Origin of the sequence: Pleurocapsa minor HA4230-MV1 (assembly GCA_019359095.1) — a bacterium.
Lineage (GTDB): Bacteria > Cyanobacteriota > Cyanobacteriia > Cyanobacteriales > Xenococcaceae > Waterburya > Waterburya minor.
Genome location: JAHHHZ010000017.1, coordinates 122,772 through 143,259, shown reverse-complemented (window position 1 = coordinate 143,259; position 20,488 = coordinate 122,772). Strand labels below are relative to the sequence as shown.

The 20,488-nt window shown below is 40.4% G+C and carries 16 protein-coding genes; 13 read left to right on the top strand and 3 right to left on the bottom strand.

Annotated features, from left to right (window positions below; all coding sequences use genetic code 11):
- Window positions 1-164: 164 nt before the first annotated feature.
- From KME09_07885 to KME09_07845, 9 genes are all read left to right on the top strand, one after another.
- Complete coding sequence (locus KME09_07885; protein MBW4533844.1) at window positions 165-959, top strand: rRNA pseudouridine synthase; 795 nt, start codon at window positions 165-167, stop codon at window positions 957-959.
- The gene (locus KME09_07880; GenBank protein MBW4533843.1) at window positions 952-1,719 is read left to right on the top strand and encodes a helix-turn-helix domain-containing protein; all 768 of its coding nucleotides are present in this window, start codon (window positions 952-954) and stop codon (window positions 1,717-1,719) included. The genes KME09_07885 and KME09_07880 overlap by 8 nt, the downstream gene beginning before the upstream one ends.
- 149 nt (window positions 1,720-1,868) lie before the next feature.
- A complete protein-coding gene (locus tag KME09_07875) occupies window positions 1,869-3,797 on the top strand; it encodes an AMP-binding protein (protein MBW4533842.1) in 1,929 nt (642 codons plus the stop codon).
- A 238-nt stretch (window positions 3,798-4,035) separates the two neighbouring features.
- Window positions 4,036-4,482 carry a YlqD family protein gene (locus tag KME09_07870; protein MBW4533841.1) on the top strand — a complete coding sequence of 149 codons (447 nt, stop codon included), beginning with the start codon at window positions 4,036-4,038 and terminating at the stop codon, window positions 4,480-4,482.
- Between the two features lie 145 nt (window positions 4,483-4,627).
- Window positions 4,628-5,620: a carbohydrate kinase gene (locus KME09_07865; protein MBW4533840.1), complete on the top strand. Its 993-nt coding sequence runs from the start codon at window positions 4,628-4,630 to the stop codon at window positions 5,618-5,620.
- Window positions 5,621-6,195: 575 nt separating this feature from the next.
- The gene (locus KME09_07860) at window positions 6,196-6,921 is read left to right on the top strand and encodes a hypothetical protein (protein ID MBW4533839.1); all 726 of its coding nucleotides are present in this window, start codon (window positions 6,196-6,198) and stop codon (window positions 6,919-6,921) included.
- A 273-nt stretch (window positions 6,922-7,194) separates the two neighbouring features.
- Window positions 7,195-9,885: a tetratricopeptide repeat protein gene (locus KME09_07855; protein MBW4533838.1), complete on the top strand. Its 2,691-nt coding sequence runs from the start codon at window positions 7,195-7,197 to the stop codon at window positions 9,883-9,885.
- A gap of 139 nt (window positions 9,886-10,024) precedes the next feature.
- Complete coding sequence (locus KME09_07850; GenBank protein ID MBW4533837.1) at window positions 10,025-11,485, top strand: tetratricopeptide repeat protein; 1,461 nt, start codon at window positions 10,025-10,027, stop codon at window positions 11,483-11,485.
- 29 nt (window positions 11,486-11,514) lie between these two features.
- Window positions 11,515-13,464, top strand: coding sequence for a tetratricopeptide repeat protein (locus tag KME09_07845; GenBank protein MBW4533836.1), 1,950 nt, complete (start codon window positions 11,515-11,517; stop codon window positions 13,462-13,464).
- A 47-nt stretch (window positions 13,465-13,511) separates the two neighbouring features.
- On the opposite strand, the gene KME09_07840 is transcribed toward KME09_07845, so the two are convergent.
- Window positions 13,512-15,011: an amidophosphoribosyltransferase gene (locus KME09_07840; GenBank protein MBW4533835.1), complete on the bottom strand. Its 1,500-nt coding sequence runs from the start codon at window positions 15,009-15,011 to the stop codon at window positions 13,512-13,514.
- Window positions 15,012-15,212: 201 nt separating this feature from the next.
- Entirely contained in the window at window positions 15,213-17,531 is a 2,319-nt protein-coding gene (purL, locus tag KME09_07835; GenBank protein ID MBW4533834.1) for a phosphoribosylformylglycinamidine synthase subunit PurL, read from the bottom strand.
- Window positions 17,532-17,862: 331 nt separating this feature from the next.
- Here purL and KME09_07830 point away from each other — a divergent pair, with 331 nt between their 5' ends.
- The 4 genes from KME09_07830 (at window position 17,863) to KME09_07815 (ending at window position 19,978) form a co-directional block, all read left to right on the top strand.
- Complete coding sequence (locus KME09_07830) at window positions 17,863-18,552, top strand: hypothetical protein (GenBank protein MBW4533833.1); 690 nt, start codon at window positions 17,863-17,865, stop codon at window positions 18,550-18,552.
- Between the two features lie 92 nt (window positions 18,553-18,644).
- Entirely contained in the window at window positions 18,645-18,836 is a 192-nt protein-coding gene (locus KME09_07825; protein ID MBW4533832.1) for a DUF3252 domain-containing protein, read from the top strand.
- A gap of 86 nt (window positions 18,837-18,922) precedes the next feature.
- The gene (locus tag KME09_07820) at window positions 18,923-19,582 is read left to right on the top strand and encodes a hypothetical protein (protein MBW4533831.1); all 660 of its coding nucleotides are present in this window, start codon (window positions 18,923-18,925) and stop codon (window positions 19,580-19,582) included.
- 135 nt (window positions 19,583-19,717) lie between these two features.
- Complete coding sequence (locus KME09_07815; protein ID MBW4533830.1) at window positions 19,718-19,978, top strand: BrnA antitoxin family protein; 261 nt, start codon at window positions 19,718-19,720, stop codon at window positions 19,976-19,978.
- 133 nt (window positions 19,979-20,111) lie between these two features.
- Here the strand turns inward: KME09_07815 and KME09_07810 are convergent, their stop codons facing one another.
- Entirely contained in the window at window positions 20,112-20,477 is a 366-nt protein-coding gene (locus KME09_07810) for a DUF5615 family PIN-like protein (GenBank protein ID MBW4533829.1), read from the bottom strand.
- Window positions 20,478-20,488: the final 11 nt, after the last annotated feature.

Here is a 20,488-nt window from a genome sequence, read left to right as displayed (position 1 = left end):
TGGCTGATTGTCTATTACTGTAACTTAATCAGCTAGTTTTTTAGCTATATTTGCTGATATGTTTGAGATTTTTTTGGGGAAATATATGATTAGTTCCCTAATTTGTTTCGAGTCGTACCTTGATTTATAAAATTAAAGTAAATCGTAGCAGGTAGGAATTCTCGATGGCTGAAAGGGTTCAAAAAGTTTTGTCTCAGTGGGGAATTGCCTCACGGCGCAAAGCAGAAAAAATGATAGCAGCAGGCAGGGTTAGCATCAATGGTCAAATAGCCAAACTAGGCGATCGCGTCGAGCTAACGCAAGATATTTTGCAAGTGGATGGGCAGCAAGTCCAACAGGCTCAACGTCCTCAACTTCTATATCTACTGTTAAACAAACCAGTAGGAGTGGTTTCTACCTGTGATGATCCGCAAAACCGTCCCACCGTAATCGATCTTTTGCCTCAAGATCTTAGCCAAGGATCGGGAATTCATCCCGTTGGCAGATTAGATTTCGCCTCTAGTGGCGCTTTGATCTTAACTAACGATGGTGAATTAACGCTGGGTTTGACCCATCCTCGATATCATTTACCCAAAACCTATTTAGTCAAATTAAATCGTTCTCCTACAAAAAAAGATTTGACTTATTGGCAAGAAGGAGTAATTTTAGAGCAAAAAAAGACTCTCCCTGCCAAAATTAATTTGGCTAAGTCAGATCAAACAGGAAAAACCCTGGAAATAGTCTTAACTGAAGGCAGAAATCGACAAATACGTCGTGTAGCTCAACAGCTAGGCTATGAGGTAACTGAGTTACATCGTACGGCAATTGGTTCAATTACATTAAACAGCCCTCATGGCTTAAAACTTCCTCCAAGTAAGTATCGACATTTGAAAAGAACTGAAATTAATTTTTTAAAAGCTTCTTTTAACCCTAAGTTGCCCAAATTAACTGCCCAGCCAGGGAGCGCAGTATATGATTAAACATAATTTAACTATCGAACAACAACAACAGCTAAAAGATATTGGTGCTAACCTCAATCAAATTCGGGTGGCACACAATATTTCTCTGGATACCGTTTCGCAGCAGACATTAATTTCTCAACGGTTATTAAAGGCGATCGAAGCAGGAGATATCACAGAACTACCTGAAGTATTTTATATTCGCGCATTAATCAGGAAATATGCCCAAGCTATCGGTGCTGGGGACATTCATTTTGAAGTAGAGTCCGATAATTCTGCTGTACCTATTAATTCAGCTCAAAAGCAGCGTCGCCAATACTGGTTCAATTTTCAGTTGCGATCGCTCCATTTATATTTACTCTATATTCTGCTGGTAATTGTCTCTGTGACTGGCATTACAACTTTAGTAGAACGCCCCGTAATTGTTAATCAAGCTTCAGTAGACAACCCAATTTTAGCTCCTGAAAATAAATCAGCAACTACCGCTCAAGTTAGTCAGCCTAAAGCTGCTCCTCAATTTATCTCTCAATCGAGTAATTCGGCAACAGTAAGCGTTGGGATCAACCTGCAAGAGCGTTGCTGGCTCAAGGTAATGGTGGATAGTAAAGTAGCTTTTGAAGGGGTTCTACCCGCAGGTACTCAGCGTCAATGGAAGGGCAAAAAAGAGGTAACAATTCGGGCGGGGAATGCAGGAGGAGTGGTGATTAGCTTTAACAATCAACAGCAGCAGGTTTTAGGTGCGCCAGGGCAGGTGGAAGAGGTTACCTACACGGTTAATTAAAGTTAATTCAAGAGAAGCTTGTTAGTCAAAGCCTTTGTCAGGTGCAAATGTTAAATTGTCCATGTAAACTTTAGCTGTTGTCAGATAACTGATTATCATTTATTTATTCTATTCCAGGGATATTCTGGATAATCTATAAATAGATAATTATGAATACAGCATCTAAGGCGATCGCTTTTGACTATATTAATCTCGGTTCTTTACCTGAAGTTTGGCGATTAACTGCGGATAAGTTTGGCGATACGATTGCCTTACACGATCCCCATGCTCAACCCGAAGTAAGAATTAGTTATCGGGATCTAATCAGGCAGATTGAACAGTTTGCTTCTGGACTACAAGCTTTAGGCATCCAGCCTCAAGCCAAGATCGCCCTGTTTGCTGATAATAGTCCCCGTTGGTTTATTGCCGATCAAGGAATCATGACATCAGGAGCTGTAGATGTCGTGCGCTCTTCAGGGGCGGATCAGCAAGAGTTAGCCTATATTCTCGAAAATAGCGATAGCACGGCTTTAGTAGTTGAGAATCTGAAAACTTTAACCAAACTTAGTTCTGAGTTAGGTAATTTACCGATTGGCTTAATTGTTCTTTTGAGTGACGAATCAGTTTCAGAAGATACGGGGATTAAGACTATAAACTATCAAAAGTTGCTGGAATTGGGAGCAAATCAGCCCCTACAGCCTGTAAAACAGAGTAAAGATACCCTTGCCACCTTGCTTTATACCTCTGGGACAACGGGCAAACCCAAAGGAGTGATGCTGACTCACGGTAATCTGTTGCATCAGGTTAACTACGTCAAAACAGTTTTTCAACCGCAACCAGGAGATCTAATTCTCTCGATTCTTCCTAGCTGGCACGCTTATGAACGAGCAGCGGAATATTTCTTTTTAGCTCAGGGCGCAACCCAAGTCTACACTTCAATCCGCTATTTTAAGCAGGATCTTAAGCAGTTTCAGCCAACCTATATGGTAGGAGTACCTCGTCTCTGGGAATCTCTTTATGAGGGAGTACAAAAGCTATTAAGTGGACAGTCTGCCTCACAGCAAAAGTTAGTTAAGTTTTTTCTCAAACAGTCACAGCGCTATATTATGGCGCAAAGAATTGCTAATGATACGAGTTTAGAACACTTTAATGCCACAACTGGAGAAAGAGCGATCGCCAAGCTCAAAGCAGCCTCTCTCTATCCTGTTCATGCTCTGGCAGATAAACTGGTTTACCATAAAATTCGCGCAGGGATCGGTAACATCAAAGCGGTCTGTAGTGGTGGTGGCTCATTAGCGAAGTATCTTGATGATTTTTATCAAACCGTGAATATCGATGTATTTGTCGGCTATGGGTTAACAGAAACATCTCCCATTACCAATGCCCGTACTCCACACCATAATGTGCGCGGTTCGGCTGGTAGACCTTTGCCCGAAACTGAAATTAAAATTGTCGATCCTCAAACTAAAGAAGATTTACCTCAAGGAGAGCGAGGATTAGTCTTAATTCGCGGTGGTCAGCTTATGCAAGGCTACTATCAAAACCCCGAAGCTACAGCCAAAGCAATTGACAATCAGGGCTGGTTTGACAGCGGAGATTTAGGCTGGTTGACTCCTTATGGTGACTTGGTGTTGACAGGTAGAGCTAAAGATACGATTGTATTAAGCAATGGTGAAAATATTGAACCCCAACCGATTGAGGATGCCTGTGTTCGTAGTATCTACATCGATCAAATTATGCTGGTAGGGCAAGATCAGCGGGCTTTAGGTGCATTAATTGTCCCTAATTTAGAAACTTTACAACAGTGGGTAACAGATCAAAACTTAAGTCTTAAACTACCTGAACTTAATAGTTCCCCAGAATCTGTGGCGCAGAGCGATCTGTATCATCAGGCAATTATTAATCTATATCGCAATGAATTAAATCGTGAAATAAAAAATCGTCCTGGCTATCGCGCTGACGATCGCATTGGTGATTTTCGTTTTGTAGCTGAGACTTTTTCCCAGGAAAATGGTACGATGACCCAAACTTTTAAAGTTAAACGCCCTCAAGTTATGGCTAGATACCAGTCTTTAATTGAGGAAATGTTTGCCGATTAGCTTGCCTGTGGCAATTATAGCCGTACAAAATTAGCGATAGACAATTAGGGTGATCGGCTTTATGGGTAGTAGGTAGTAGATAGTAGATATTAATAAAATGCTTCAAAATAGGTTTTATGAGCTAAAACTAAAAAGATTAAAAATTCAGGGAAAAATCTAGTCACAATAGAAAACAACCTGTAATCTTTAAGCTGCAATCAAAATTAAGATCTAAAGTCTAGATCAAGGAGCCGAAATTATGGATTATTCCAACGCTAGTCTGCTATTAAAACGTCCCATAACTGTTAAAGCTATTGTCACGGCTCAATGGAAAGAAGAAGTAACTCAGCAATTACAAAAACAGGTTGCTGGGTTGGATCAGCAGATGCAGCAACTAGAAATGCAGGGGAAGAGAACTATTGAAGAAATAACCAGACAAGCAGGTGTTGCTAATCCCCAAGTGCAAAAGCAAACAGAAAACATTCAGGGACAAGTTAACCAAAAAAAAGCCGAGATGCTAGAGAAAAAAAATCAGTTTCTTCAGCAGCTACAGCAGATTCAGCTTTTAGAGTTAGATCAAGAAGTTGTGCAGGCGCAAATGGAAAGTTTCTTTCGTCTGGAACAAGGCGACAATCTGGTTAAAAAGCTAAACGTAGAAGTTGTTTTAAGAGATGGCGTAGTAGAAGAAATTCGGGGTGAAGTTTAATTTTTTGAGAAAAATGTTACTTTACTAAACAATTATTAAAGTGAAGTCATCAAGAAATATAAACCTTCTTAAATATTGTTGTGCTTAGCAAACGATACCCTGAAAATTAGAAGTATAAGAAGTTCGTATGTATTGAGGAAGCAAGTTGAACCATAAAGCGATCGCCAATCGCCCTGCTAAAGTTATTTGCTTGGGGGAAATATTATTTGATTGTCTTGCTGATGAATTAGGCAAATCTGCATCAGAAGTTACATCGTGGACTTCTTACCCAGGAGGCGCTCCTGCTAACGTTGCTAGTGCTTTGACTAAATTGGGTACCTCCTCAGCATTTATTGGCTGTGTTGGTCAAGATGAGGCTGGAAAGGAACTGGTTCAACTCTTACAGTCGATTGGAGTTGATGTATCTGGCGTTCAATACACTAAACAAGCTCCTACTAGGCAGGTTTATGTTACTCGTACTGTTGAAGGCGATCGCACTTTTGCGGGTTTTGGCAATCAACCTGCCGATTGCTTTGCCGATGCCTATCTTCAGGGTGATCTGCTGCCCACAGAACTATTTTTAGCAGCAGAATATCTAGTAATTGGCACTTTGGAGCTAGCTTATCCTAACAGTAGAGCTGCTGTATTTCGCGCTCTAGAATTAGCCGAGGAATATCATTTGAAGATTGTTCTCGACGTTAATTGGCGCTCGATGTTTTGGCTCAATGAAGAGGAAGCTTTGCCCTTAATTGAGCAGCTTTGGTCGTATGTGGACTTTCTCAAGCTAGCAGAAGAAGAAGCTAGGTGGTTATTTGAGACTGCCGACGCAGGGGCAATTTTTTATCGTCTTGCGTCTGTCGAAGGTGTTTTAGTCAGCAATGGAGCTGCTCAGGTGAGTTATTGTCTTGCCGAAAACGAGGGTAAGGTTAGTCCCTTTCCCGTACAAGTTCAGGATACTACTGGTGCAGGAGATGCCTTTCTAGCTGGCTTTATTCATCAACTATGTCAACGAGGAATACAAGAGTTATCTAATCCTCAAGTGGCTCAAGATGTGGTTAAATATGCCTGTGCGGTGGGTGGTTTGACGGCAACTAAATCGGGGGCGATCGCTGCTCAACCAAGTCCTGAATTAGTTCAAGCTTTGCTCGAAAAATTTTAGCCAGACATATAGCCGTACAAAATTAGCTTAGGGCAAATAGGTAGTAGGTAGTAAGTAGTAAGTAAGCTGTTTCATTTAATTTGCTTGTTGTGAATGCGTAACAGCTTAGTAGGTTGTGGACATTTTTCCTAACTCCATTGAACAATAAAAAATTAGCTCAAATCACGTAAATGTTATTACTGATATTCAGTAATTATTCTAATTTACAATATTAGATTTATTTGATATGTCTAACTTAAAAAGCAAAATTTTTAATCTATAAATGGTTATTTTTATTTTTGACTTACTAAAAAATTGATACTTAGATATTTTAAAAGTTGAAAATCTGATGATTATTTTATTTGGCAAGTTTACTGATTATCAGTGTTTTTACATAAAACAAACCTGTTTTAATCAATTATTTGGAAACCTAAAATATTTTTTGTTAATAGTAATCAAAATATTTTTTTGTGTATTTTTTAACTGGACGTAAAAAAAATATGAACTATGATAGTTTTTAATAGGTTTAATACCTAAAGTTTTGATGGAGATGTTTAAGTCAAGATTAAATTATAAATAGTTAGGATATATTAATTATGTCAAGTATTGTCTTAGATTTGGGAAATGGCGCAACGATTACTGGTGAAAATTTAGACTATATAGGTTTACAGGGTCAAACAAACTTGATTGAAGTTAAACCCAATGGACAAGAATCTGGTTCTTCACTAACTCTTGTGGGTGGAGCTAAAAATGATACGATTCGCCTTACAGCAGCAGGTAGTTCTACTGCCTTGGGGTTAGATGGGGATGATCTGCTTGTAGGTGGAAAAGGCAGCGATCTTATCGATGGTGGTGAAGGTAAAGATACCATCGAGGGAGGTCTTGGTGCTGATATTCTCATCGGTGGTGCTGGCGACGATATGCTCGATGGTAGTGAAGGCAACGATACTCTTAAAGGAGGTCTTGGTGCTGACATTCTCATCGGTGGTGCTGGTAACGATATGCTCGATGGTGGCGCTGGTAACGATACCTTGAAGGGTGGTCTTAATGCTGACGTGTTCAGGGGTGGTGCTGGTAGCGATCTTTTTGAATTTGACAAAGATGAATTTGTCGGTAGATTAGATCGAATCATCGATTTTGAAACCGAAGGTGAAGATACTGATATGATCAGAATCTTGGGAGTCGGTGATGACGTTGTAAGCTACGATGCTAATACAGGAATGTTGCGTGTCGATGGAGAAAATGCGATCAATATTGGTAAAGGTCTAGAAGATATTCAGATTAGTAAACAAGAAGGTACTGATAATTGGGAGATCTCATAACTAAGCAGATCTTGGGCTTGAGTATATATATTTTTAATCGCTAAAATCACAATAACGAGAATTAGACCCATGACGAAAAGTTGTGGGTCTAATAGTATGTAGAGATATTCGATAAAATTATTAGTTTATTAGTCAAACTAGCAAAAATAGTCAGCGTTTCAGTCCACAAAATACCTCAAGCCGATCGCTATAGCTTTATTTTTAAATTAATCGAGTTATCCTATCACTCTATCTATTCTGTAATTTGAGTCAGGGTCATTCCCATTAGCATCAATGATAAGAGGCGAATCCTCATTCAAGAAGATTAAAATTCATTTAGGGCGAGGAGAATGGGAGCAGGTTATTGAGATCTGTCAGCAGGCGATCGCCACCGATCCCGATGGAATTGATTTTTATCCCTATCTTGCTAGAGCTTATGCTCAACAGGGTAAATTTGCCCCAGCTATTAGTGCTTATCGAAAAACTCTCGGTACGAGAATTAACCAGGCAGAAATTTATGCAGAATTAGGTTTACTTCATAGTAAGCAGCAAGATCCTCGACAGGCAGTATGGCATTACAAACAGGCTTTAAAGCTGCAACCTTATTGGGCGGAATTACAGTACAACTTGGCGGTTGTGCTACATCAGATGGGCAATTGGCAGGAGGCGATCGCTGCCTACAATCAAACAATTAAAATCAATCCTGATTATGAAGCAGCATACTTCAATTTAGGAGTACTTTACGATCAAAAAGGAGAACTAGATGCGGCGATCGCTGCCTATCAGCAGGTAATTACTATTCAGCCTGATTTAGTCCAAGCTTATAGTAATTTAGGGAGTACTTACGCTCGCCAACAAGAATATTCTAAGGCGATCGCTACCTTGAGAAAAGGAATTGCTTTAGATCCCACTTGGGTTACTTTACACAATAATTTGGGTCAAGTGTATTGGTTTAATTCTCAACCAGAACTTGCTCTAACTAGTTTTGAAACAGCGATCATTTTGTCGCCAAAAATGGCTTTGGCACATCATAATTTAGGTCGTCTTTGGCAGCAACAGGGTAACTATGCTGAAGCTTCTCGCTGTTTTCAGCATGTACTTCAGCTTGAGCCTCAGAATGTTTTAGCTCATAGTAGTTATGCCGAAGTGCAGCAAAAAATGGGCAATCTAGCATCGACTTTAGAATCCTGGCAAAGAATAATTGAGCTAGAACCAGATTTTGTTAATGCTTATTGTCAAGGAAAACTAACCAGCAGTCCCGAAGATCTGTTGGAAATTGCCAAATTAGCCTGCGCTCGCTTGCTTCAAGCCTTAAAATCAGGACAACAAGAGGAAGCTTATCATCATCTTTGGCGAACCTATGGTTACATGGGAGATGTATTATTTGAGTTTGGGGGAATTAAGCAGGCAGAAAGTTATTATCAGCGTGCTTTACAACTTCAACCAGAGGATATAGAACTATATCTTAAGTTGGGAAACTGCCTGGCTCGACAGCGGAGACTAAATGCTGCTGTGATTGTTTACCATCAAGGTTTGGCTCTGCAACCAAATCAGCCTCAGATTTGTTTTCAACTGGGTAAAGTTTTGGAAAAAACTCAGCAGGCAGAACAAGCGATTAATTATTATGAAAGGGTCTTAAGCGATCGCCAGCAAGATGACTGGAAGCAGTTACCTAAATTATTCCCCACCGAAGATAATCTAGCATCGTTACCGACTCAAATTTATCATCACACTCAAGACTGGGTGCGAGACAGTAACTTAAAAGATTTTGATTATGTGCAGGTATTGTGGTCACAAGCGCCAGTAGTTCAGAATAAAACAAAAATAGTTAGGCAGCCAGAAGCAATCAAAATTAAGCCTGGGGATACATCCTACCCAGATTGTGGTGGAGTCAACTGTAACAGTTGTATGACTAAGCTAATCGCTCAGTTTAAGCCACTTCAAATAGGTCAAAATGCTTACCAATGTTCCCTAGAACAAGCTCCTAAAATTGACTCAGGATTGCCTTTTGTAGTAACAATTCCCAATGGTAGAGCTTGGGTAGCGCCACAAAAAAACTCTTGGGTAATTTGTTATGCGATGGCAGTCATTACACCAGATAACTATCTCTTGGGAGATTTATCCAGAAACTATCCTTGGTTTTTGCCTGGATGTCCTTATCAAGAACGAGCCGAACATAGCATTTTTGAACAAGAAAATATTGCTCCTGTCGAAAAAATTACAGGCAGAGTGGCTTTATTATCGAGCTTGGCGGGTCATGTTTACTATCATTGGATGTTTGATATTTTGCCGCGATTAGAGCTGTTAAGGCGCAGTGAACTCAAATTCAAAGAAATCGATTGGTTTGTGGTCAATAGTTTGAGCAAACCCTATCAGCAAGAAACTTTGGATCTAATGGGAATTGCCCAGGATAAGATTATTGAAAGCGATCGCCACAGTCATATTCAAGCTAGCGAGCTAATTGTACCTTCTTTCCCTGGTTACCTAGACTGGGTTCCTGAAGGAACAATTAAGTTTCTCAGAGAAACCTTTTTGCCCCAAATTAATTCAAACCAGAATAATCAAAATTATTCTAAAATCTATGTTAGTCGAGCTAGGGCTAAAAATAGGCGGTTGGTTAACGAGATAGAAGTCAGTCAGTTACTCACTAAATTAGGTTTTGTGACGGTGTTTCTTGAAGAAATGTCTTTTTTAGAGCAGGTAAAGACCTTTGCTAGTGCCAAGATGATTGTCTCTCCTCATGGTTCGGGGCTAACTAACCTAGTTTTTTGTTCTCCTCATACTCAAGTAGTTGAGCTTTTTTCGCCTAACTATATCAGAACAGACTACTGGATGATTAGCCAACAACTAGACTTACAACACTATTACATAGTGGGACAAAACTTTAGCTGTTCGTCTCTCCGTAATTTAATGTATCAGAATGCACTAACTGAAGATATTTTTGTTAGTATTGATGCGCTTAAATTAGTTTTGCAGCATTGTTAGCAACAAGATTAAAGTTAGTTTTATTTTTGTATGTAATTCAGTTTCACCTAGGGCAATCGATTTGAGCAATGTCTGTTAAAGGTGATCGAGTATTTCGCCAGCAACCGTTAATCATTATTAATCTTCATCAATTAAATCCGTGGTTTCTACCTATTTAGCTCAGGCTATTACCCAGTGCGAACAGGCAATTATAACTAGCGCCAATCATCCTGAACAATGGCAGGCTGCTTTCAGTAATTTAGGCAATCTACTCCAAGGAAGAGCAGAATTTGACCGAGCTATTGTCTGGCATTCTTTGGCATTAGATCATACTCTTAATTTGGCAGAAGCATATTCCCAACTGGGGGAACTGCATTTGTTGGAAAATAATTTAATTGCAGCCCTCAGCTGCTTTGAACATGCTCTAGAACACTTGCCTAATTCTGTCCGCGTCTACTCTGCTTTGGCTCAGATTAATGGTCAGCTTCAGCGCAGAGATGCAGAAATGGAATACTGGTATAAAGCAACCCAGATTAATCCTGATTTAGTTAACCAGCAAGGATACTATAAATTGGCGAAAGCCTTAGAACAGAAAGGCAAAATCACCGAAGCGATCGCCTGTTATGAACAGGCAACTGTTGGCAGTAAAACCGCTGTCCCCGCCTTTTTCGATTTGGGAGAAATTTATCAACAGCAGGGCAAATTAAATCGGGCGCAGGCTCTCTATCAGAAGGCTTTAGAGATTGAACCAACAGCAGCCAAGGCACAGTATAAGTTAGGCACGATTTACCTTCAACAACGTGCATTTGCCGAAGCGATCGCCTGTTTTCGTCTGACGATTAAGCACGATCCCGACTTTTCCTGGGCATATCGCGACTTGGTTAAAACTTTCTTACTGACTGAAAAATGGGATGAAGCAATTTCCACTTGCTATGCCATTATTAATCTGGTAGAAGAATATCCCTGGGTATATAGTCATCTAGGTAATGCTCTGCGGGCAAAAGGTAAATTAGCTGAAGCAGCCTTAAACTTTCAAAAAGCCTGTAAACAACGCGGTTGGGATCAATGTGTCGCCCATGACTATTTTTTCTCGACAGATATTTTTAGTCATCGTATTCCTCTTTGGTCAGAGCAGCTAGAATCTCTCAAAGGACAAGCCATAAATGCTTTAGAAGTTGGCTGTTATCAGGGAATGTCTAGCTGTTGGCTATTAGATCGGTTGTTGACTCATCAGGCAAGTCATCTTACCTGTATTGATAGTCAGTTTGCCGACAAATTTAAAGAGAACATCATTAAAACTGGTGCTGAATCTAAAGTAAGCATGTGCAAGGGTGAGACTCAGCAAAAACTGGCAGAATGTACCCCAGATAGTTTCGATTTAATCCATCTTCAAGATCGATGTAAATTAATTCAAGACAACGAAACTAATGCTCAACTAGCTTGGAAGCTGATTAAATCAGGAGGATTAATCATCTTTGCTTACTATGGTTGGCGTAATCCTCAAGATCCACAGCAAGATCCTAGAGCAGGTATCGATCGCTTTTTGATTTCTGTTAAAGATCAGTGGCAAACAGTTCATTTATCTCCTCCTACTTTCCAATTAATTATTCGCAAGCTTTAATAGGTCAGTAATTAATCAGTAATTAACCAGTGAAAAGTTCTTTGTCCCAATTAGATTCAGTTGAACTCGAACAGGCGATCGCCGAGTGTGTTCAACAAATAGAGGCTAATCCTCAATCTGCCGAAGCAAACGCTAATTTGGGAGATTTATATGCCCAACAACAACGATGGCAACTGGCAGTTAAGCATTACCGACAGGCAATTACGCTTCAGCCTGATTTTGAGTCGGTATATAAGATTTTGGCAGATCTGCTGTTGCAACAGGGTAAAGATGAAGAGGCGATCAAAGTTTATCGTCAGGGAGTTAAAAACAATCCCGACAATTCTAACTATCTTTTCGCTCTCGCATTCGCCTTAGAAGCTCAAAATAAATGGTTGCGAGCCAGTAATAATTATCAACAAGCAGCAAAATTAGAGCCAAGCGCTAGAGTTTACTATCATTGGGGTCTGGTCAACTATAAGCGACAAGAATATGACCAGGCGCGATCGCACCTACAGCAAGCAGCAGAGTTAGAGCCGTCAGCCAAAATTTACTATTATTGGGGCTTAGCTTGTTTTAAGCTTCAAGAACATGATGAAGCGGAAAGTCACTGGCAAAAGGCGATCGCCCTCAAGCCCAACTATGCTCTTCCTTATTATCAGTTAGGAAGGCTCTGGCAAAATCAACAGCAATGGCAACAGGCAATTTCAGCTTATCGCCAAGTAATCTCGATTAAACCTGAGTTTGTTTTGGCTTTGAGCAAGCTGGGAGCGGTTTATCGGCACTTACAGCAATTTGATTTAGCGATCGCCTATTTACGTCAAGCAATCGAACATGTGACTAAACAAGATCCCTCAGCCGAGTTAGCTATTACGAGTGAGCGAGCAACTTTAGCTGAAGATCTTCCAATTGCTGTTGATTTGTATTTTCAGTTGGGTAAACTTTTGCGGGCTAAAGGCTCTTTTCCTGAAGCGATTACAGCTTATCTTAAGTCAATTCAACTCGATCCTTTTTTTAAGAGTAGTTATATCGATCTGCAATATACACCTATCGCCAAAGAACAATTTCCTGAAGTGATTCAGGTTTATCGTCAAATTGTTACCGAGCATCCTGAGATTGCGATCGCCTGGGGTAATTTAGGGGATGCTTTAACTCAACAAGATCGAGTCGCTGAAGCGATCGAGTGTTACCGTAAGGGAAGTTATCAACAGGCAATTAAAGCTTATCCCGATCTGGCACAGTTGGAATGGCCAACCCAGAAAAAATCTGGGCCTGACTTTATTATTGCTGGAGCAACTAAATGCGGAACTTCCTCAATTTATCATTACCTCAGTCACCATCCTCAAGTATTACTCTCCCATAAAAAAGAGCTTGATTTCTATTGGAAGCATTTTAAACGGGGTGTTGATTGGTATTTAGCTCATTTCCCCACGCTCACCGATCGCCCAGATTTTCTCACGGGAGAAGCAACCCCTAACTATATCCGCTTTCCTCAAGTGGCGCAAAGAATTAAGGATACTTTTCCCCAGACCAAAATTATTATCCTCTTGAGAAATCCCGTAGATCGAGCCATATCTTGGCATTATCATAAGCTCAATACAGGCTTGACTAAGCTGGATTTGGCAACGGCGATCGCCAGTGAAATCGATCGATTAGCTACCGTCTCTGAAGCAGAGATTACTAACACGGGCTATTATGACCCAGATAATATTATGAGTAGTCTTTATATCTATAAACTTAAACCCTGGATGGAAATTTTAGGTCGCGAACAGTTTTTAATTCTCAAAAGCGAAGATTTTTATCTAAATACTCGCGCAAATATGGAACAGGTATTTAAATTCCTTAACCTACCTAGCTATCCTCAAGATAATTATCCCAAGGTTAATGCAGGTTCTTATCAAGATGTAGATCCCAACATTCGAGAGGCTTTAGTCAAATATTTCACCCCCTACAATCAGCAGTTGGAACAATATTTAGGCATGGAGTTTGGTTGGGAGTAAAGATTGGCGATCGCTAATCTATAGTCATTTCCCAAACCAATATATCTTTAAACCTTGATTTTTTCTAACATCAATTTAGAACGTTTGACATCTTCAGGGATAGTAACAGGATAATCCCCCGTAAAGCAGGCTGAACAGAAATTATTAGTATTCTCCTGAGTTGCTTCGAGCATTCCCTCCCAAGATAAATATGCCAAGGTATCAACGCCAATTCTTGCTTCAATCTCTTTCACAGATTTAGTCGCAGCGATTAGCTGATCTTGGTTATCGGTATCGATGCCATAAAAACAGGGATGGGTTACGGGGGGAGAAGAAATGCGCATGTGTACTTCCGTTGCCCCAGCATCTCTTAAGGTTTGAACAATTTTTTTGCTGGTTGTGCCACGCACGATCGAATCATCAACAATGATAATTCTTTTACCCTGCAAGGCATCCTTAAGGGTATTGAGCTTCATGCGAATGCCAGCTTCCCGCATACTTTGAGTCGGTTGAATAAAGGTACGCCCTACATAGCGATTTTTAATCAATCCTTCGCCGTAGGAAAGCCCAGATTCACGAGAAAAGCCGATCGCCGCTGGGATACCCGAATCTGGAACTCCAATCACTAAATCCGCATCGACAAATGATTCTCTGGCTAATTGTCTGCCGAGGCGAATACGGTAGCTATATAAAGTCTCGTCGTGCATCACACTATCAGGACGAGCAAAGTAGATCATTTCAAAGATACATAGCTTTTTATCTGCTTCTTTTGCCCAGGTTACCGATGCAACCCCTGAATCAGTGATCCAAACTAATTCTCCTGGCTGTACGTCACGGACATATTCTGCCCCAATAATATCTAAACCACAGGTTTCTGAAGATAAGACATAGCGCTGCTGTTTGCCATCTTCTGTTGACAGTACACCAATTACCAAAGGTCGAATGCCATTGCGATCGCGCGCACCCATTAAGCCATCAGGAGTAGCGATCGCTAAGCTATAAGCGCCGTCACACATTTTAAAAGCATTAACCGCTCCCTGAATCCAGTTTTTACCTCGGTTGACTTCATCGGCGATCGTTAGGGCAATCATTTCGGAATCGGTGGAGCTAATAAAATTAGCCTCTCTTTGGATTAAATGCTGACGTAATTCCACAGCATTGACCAAGTTACCATTATGAGCTAGAGCTAGTTTTCCTAGTCGCGTATCTAACACCACAGGTTGAGCATTTTCTTTTAAACTAGAACCAGTAGTGGAATAGCGTGTATGACCAACCGCAATTTCTCCAGGTAGCTGTCCTAATATTTCTTCGTTAAATACCTGGGAAACTAACCCCATATCTTTGTGGCAATAAAGATCACCCTTGTTTAAAGTAGCAATTCCTGCTGATTCTTGTCCTCGATGTTGTAGGGCATAAAGACCGAAATAAGTTAGTTTGGCTACATCAAAGGTTGTTTCAGGGGCATATACCCCAAATACACCACAGGCTTCTTCTGGCTTATCAACCCGCTGAATATCCATTAAAGAATCAGAATCTTCTGTCCAATCGAAAGATTGTTGTGGCATCATGCTATTGGCTGGCTCCTACCTTTGAGTGATAAGTATTTACAGGTATATGTATTTACTAGGAAATGCTGGTAGCATCTTCCAGATTAAATGCTTTGAGAAATAGTTTAGAGCTATTAGAACTAGATGCTTTTTGGCAATAAATCTTAGGGCTTTCCTGAGTTATGTAACCAGCTAGTGGTTCGTCACTATTTCAATGAAGCATCAAAAGACTAATCTGTTTTCTATCGCCTGTGACCAAGTAATAGTTAACATTTTGATCTTAACATTAATTAACGATAGATTATCATTTGTTAAAATCTTTAGTGCTGATTGAGGCTGTTCAACTACACCAATCTTGCTCCAACAGTCGGCTAAATTATCATGGAGATAAGTTTCCCAGATCTCAACTATAGCTGGACTTACAGATACAACGATCTGGCTTGCTAGTTCTCCAAACAAAATTTCATCTAAACGCTGATCGGAGACGGAGATCTTGACTGTTGCGCCCAGACTATTACCAATGCAGGCTTCGGCTAAGGCAACGGCTAATCCACCTTCGGCTAAATCATGAGCCGACTGAATCCATCCCTGACGAATACCATAGCGACAAGCAGCCTGAACGCTTTTTTCGAGAGCAAAATCAACTACAGGAGGTTTTCCTGCTACCTTACCGTGAACTGCTGCTAAATATTCCGATCCACCGAGAACATAATTGGAGTTACCCAAAAGATAAATAACGTCTCCTTCTTTAGTCCAAGACTGTCCGCAGATTTTAGTTAGATCGGGAACTAAACCCACCATGCCAATTACGGGAGTTGGGTAAATCGGCTGAGGATTACCCTCTGAATCTACAGTTTCGTTGTAGAGGGAAACATTACCCCCCGTTACGGGAGTAGACAATTCTCGACAGGCATCTGCTATCCCCTTACAAGCGTTGGCAAGTTGCCAGTAGCCTACTGGTTTTTCAGGACTGCCAAAGTTGAGATTATCCGTTACTGCTAGGGGTTCTGCCCCAACACAGCTGAGGTTGCGGGCTGCTTCGGCGACGGCTGCTTTTGCACCCTCATAAGGATCTAGATAGACATAGCGTGGATTACAGTCAGTAGTTGCTGCTACGCCAATGTTACAATTTTCAGGTTTAGCATCGATGGGACGAACTCTAATTACCGCTGCATCTGCCCCTCCAGGTAGAAGGATGGTATTGTTCTGTACCTGATGGTCATATTGACGATATACCCACTGCTTTGAGGCGATGGTGGGAGTATCTAAGAGCTGGAGCAAAATTTCATTCCAGGTTTTGTAAGTTCCCTGAACGTCTATCCCTTGATAATCGCAGCCAGGTAAACTATCTGTCGTCCATTGAGCAGCTTCTTTGGCATAGGCAGGGGGTTCGGTTAACAATTCCCTGTGATAGATAGGAGTATCATCCGCTAAAGCAGTAGCGGTAACTTCTGCTGCTATTTCTCCCTGGAATAAAATTCTGACTACTGGTGATTCAATTACTGAACCCGCCACTACTGCGTGAAGTTCCCACTTGTGGAAAATATCAATTAATTCTTGTTCTCTACCTTTTTGCGCCACAAACAGCATTCTTTCTTGAGACTCAGACAGAAGGTACTCATAGGGAGTCATACCTGGTTCTCTGGCGGGAATTAAGTCTAGATCTAGTTCAATACCCACGCCACCTTTGTCCGCCATCTCGGAGGTAGAACAGGTTAATCCTGCTGCCCCCATATCCTGTGCTGCTACTACTGCACCAGTTTTAAAGGCTTCTAAGCAAGCTTCTACTAGGGATTTTTCCAAAAAGGGGTCTCCTACCTGTACCGCAGGGCGATCGTCCATTGAATTATCGGTTAACTCTGAACTAGCAAAACTTGCTCCTCCCATACCGTCTCTGCCAGTGGTTGAACCGACATAAAGTACTGGGTTGCCGATACCCGATGCCCCAGACTTGACAATTTCAGCGGTTTCCATTAGTCCTAGTGCCATCGCATTGACTAAAGGATTACCCGAATAAGCCCGATCAAAGTAAATCTCTCCTGCTACCGTCGGCACGCCAATACAGTTACCATAATGAGAAATTCCTTCAACTACACCTTGAAATATACGTCTGGTTCTGGCATCTTCTAGATTACCAAAGCGTAAAGAATTCAGAATGGCGATCGGACGCGCACCCATCGTAAAAATATCTCGTAGAATGCCCCCCACACCTGTAGCCGCCCCTTGAAACGGTTCGACTGCCGAAGGATGGTTATGGGATTCAATTTTAAATGCTAGCTGTAAACCGTTACCTAAATCGACTACGCCAGCGTTTTCTCCTGGCCCAACTAATACGCGATCGCCTGTAGTGGGAAACTGGCTTAAAAGAGGTCGAGAGTTTTTGTAACAGCAGTGTTCTGACCACATTACCCCAAACATACCTAACTCTGCTTTATTGGGATGGCGACCTAGACGCTTGACAATTTCTTGATATTCCTCTGGTTTGATACCTTCTGAGGCAATTTCTTCAGCACTAAAGGGGGTAGACCCAATCTCAGACATGGCAGACATAGATAATCTTTTCACTCTTGGCACAAGCCTTATTTTATCTATTCCTGGTCAAATACAAGCATGATTTTTTAATTATTGATGATTACAAAAATTTAATTCTGGCGATCGCCTTTTTTAAAACTAATTTGAGAGCTGAATTTTTTTGAGAATTCTAATTAGTTTTCTTGTGTTTTAAACAATGTAGCTATTAATTACTAGCTCGACAATCTCACTATTTAGATTATTCAGATCTTAGATTAACCGATTTAAAGTACTAACTATATGTTTAATGTTTGTTTGGGGAACAATAAACGAGCGGTTCGTAATAAAGATAATATTTATCATGAAACAGAATAAGCTAAATAAGCTACGGCAAAATAATATCTATATAGAGTTTGATTTACAAGCTAGACCAATACATTATGACTTCTCTTATAAAAAACCTTTTCCTTCACAAAAAACTATTGAACAATTACTTAACGAAGGGTATATTGGTATCGATCACAAGTTAGTTTACGATCAGGCTTTTGCTGCTGTAGCATACAAATTTAGAAACGAAATTCAATGGACAATTAGTAATCGTCTAGAGTCAGAAGTTTGGCTGATGACTAAAGATAAAATAGCTTTACAGAAATTAGCTGAATTTATGCTGAGTAAATTTAGCTGGTCGCCAGTAATTTATAGAGATATTCCAGAACAAGCGTTTATTTTTACTCCTAAAAATAATACTGAAAGAGCAGCGATCGAAGCGACAATTTCAGGAGAATATGGCTGGCAAGGTTCTTTGTATGCTCTTGAATTATATGAATATCAGGATAATGAGGCGGGGTTTATTTTTGCTACCAAACCATTAGATTCTCCTAACCAAGAATGGCTCTTAGTCAGACTAAATTTTATTGATTACACGGGTTCATGGAGTCACCATGATGGGACAATTGAGCAGGTTTATTACATTTGGAAGGAGAACATTGAGCTAGTTGAACCCAACTACAAGCCAACTACCGATGAAATACTTGATGCGATTAAGGATTGATTCCTTTTACTAAATCTAGGTTTACTTGGTAAACTTAGGTAAAATAGAATATCCCTAAATAGCGATCGCATCTTAAGTAAATTTTTAAGCAAATGATTATTTTACCTGGCGCAACGGTTAAAGTTACCAATTCTGACGATATCTACTTCAACTATCAGGGATTGGTACAGCGGATTGATGATGCTAAAGTAGCAGTGCTATTTGAAGGTGGCAACTGGGACAAATTAGTGACCTTTAATCTATCGGAATTGGCAGCGGTAGATTTAACCAAGAAGAAAAAATAAGGTTACTCTAGCCAAGATTAGGATAGTCAAGAGCAAAAAGCATTATCTTCTCATCCTTTACTCTTTATCCCTCCCAGTCTTTAACAATGCGTCTTCCCCTGCCTCAATTTACAGTCGATGGTCGCAACCCCAAGCATATTGGAGAGGTGATCGAAACTTCCACTACTCAATATCTAGCTCAATGTCTTGAACCCGAAGATCTGAAGTTTCCTGTAATGCCTCCTTTTGGCAGCTGGATTAAATCTTTTGATGAAGAGTCAGGCAATAAAATTTTTGCCGTTGTTACCTATGTCACGACTAGTCCGATTGATTCAGTCCACCGTGCGCGCGCATTAGGCTTGTCTTTAGAAGAATTAAGGGAACAACAGCCTCAGATTTTTGCCATGCTGAAAACCGAATTTAAAGCGGCGATCGTCGGGTTTGAAACACCTAATAATTTGAACAGTAATAATTTAGGTCAAGTATATCAGTACTTACCTCCTCGCCCACCTCAGATTCATCAGTCGGTATATCATTGCGATGTCGAGGAAGTGGTTCACTTTACGGAAAAACTAGACTTTTTGAGAACTTTACTATCAGCAAAAGATATTCCTGTCGAATCTTTGGTCGCAGCTTCAGTCAGAGATGTTTATCGTCAGCGTCAGGCAAATCGAGATTGGCTGGTGAATGTAGGACGTACCCTCAGTACTCTGCTGAAAGATGATTACGATCGCCTGCGCTATATTTTGAGCCAAATTCACTGGTAGTGATTCTTTGGCTTAAGTGGCTAGATGTAGGGATAAGCTCAATATTTATTACTCAAATTAAGTCGAGTATGAAAGATAAATCTTTTATGCTACAGATATAAAACAAATCAAAACCTACATCAAACATACCTCAGTATGAAAGCGGAATATGATTTTAGTCAAGCTCAACGGGGGGCTGTTATTCCCCAAACTGGTAAAACTCGTATTACAATCTATATTGATGACGATGTGCTTGCAACTTTCCGAGAGCGAAGTGAATCTGCTGGCAAAGGTTATCAAACTATGATAAATGAAGCTTTGCGACAGTATTTAGAAAAAGTGAAGCAGCCAGTAGATGAAGAAACACTACGCCGAGTTATTCAAGAGGAACTCGAAGAGCTTCGTTCAGCAAAATAAATAAGTTTTTATCAGTATTTTTGCATTTTCTAACTAGGGTTGGTCAAGGAACGAAGTGCAACACTATTGATATGCTTCTATCTACTATTTTAAAATTTACAAAGTCGACCCTGGTAAGCTAGATGACTCTGACTTATGAAATCCAGTTACTCAAAAACTCTAGTTGTCCCTGCATTTCAACTGAAGGTATTGTATTGATCAGTCTCAGCACTCCACGCATTAGGTCACCAATCCCGTATCGTTGCTGTGGAGCTAAAATAATTCCTGCATGAGATAAGCCTTGCTCGATTAGAGTAGTGTGTAATCGGTAAAAGTCTCTGGTATTGAAACTAAAAATGACTCGACCGTTTTGATTTGCCCAATCTAGCTGCTCCTCATCAGATTTATGGAGCATTCCTACGTCCGCAACTGTTAATACATCCACATTGCGAGATCTCAAAGCGTATACAAAGTCCCCATCCATCGAGTCTTCGTCAATATACAAAAGTATTTTGCTCACCTAAAAAACTG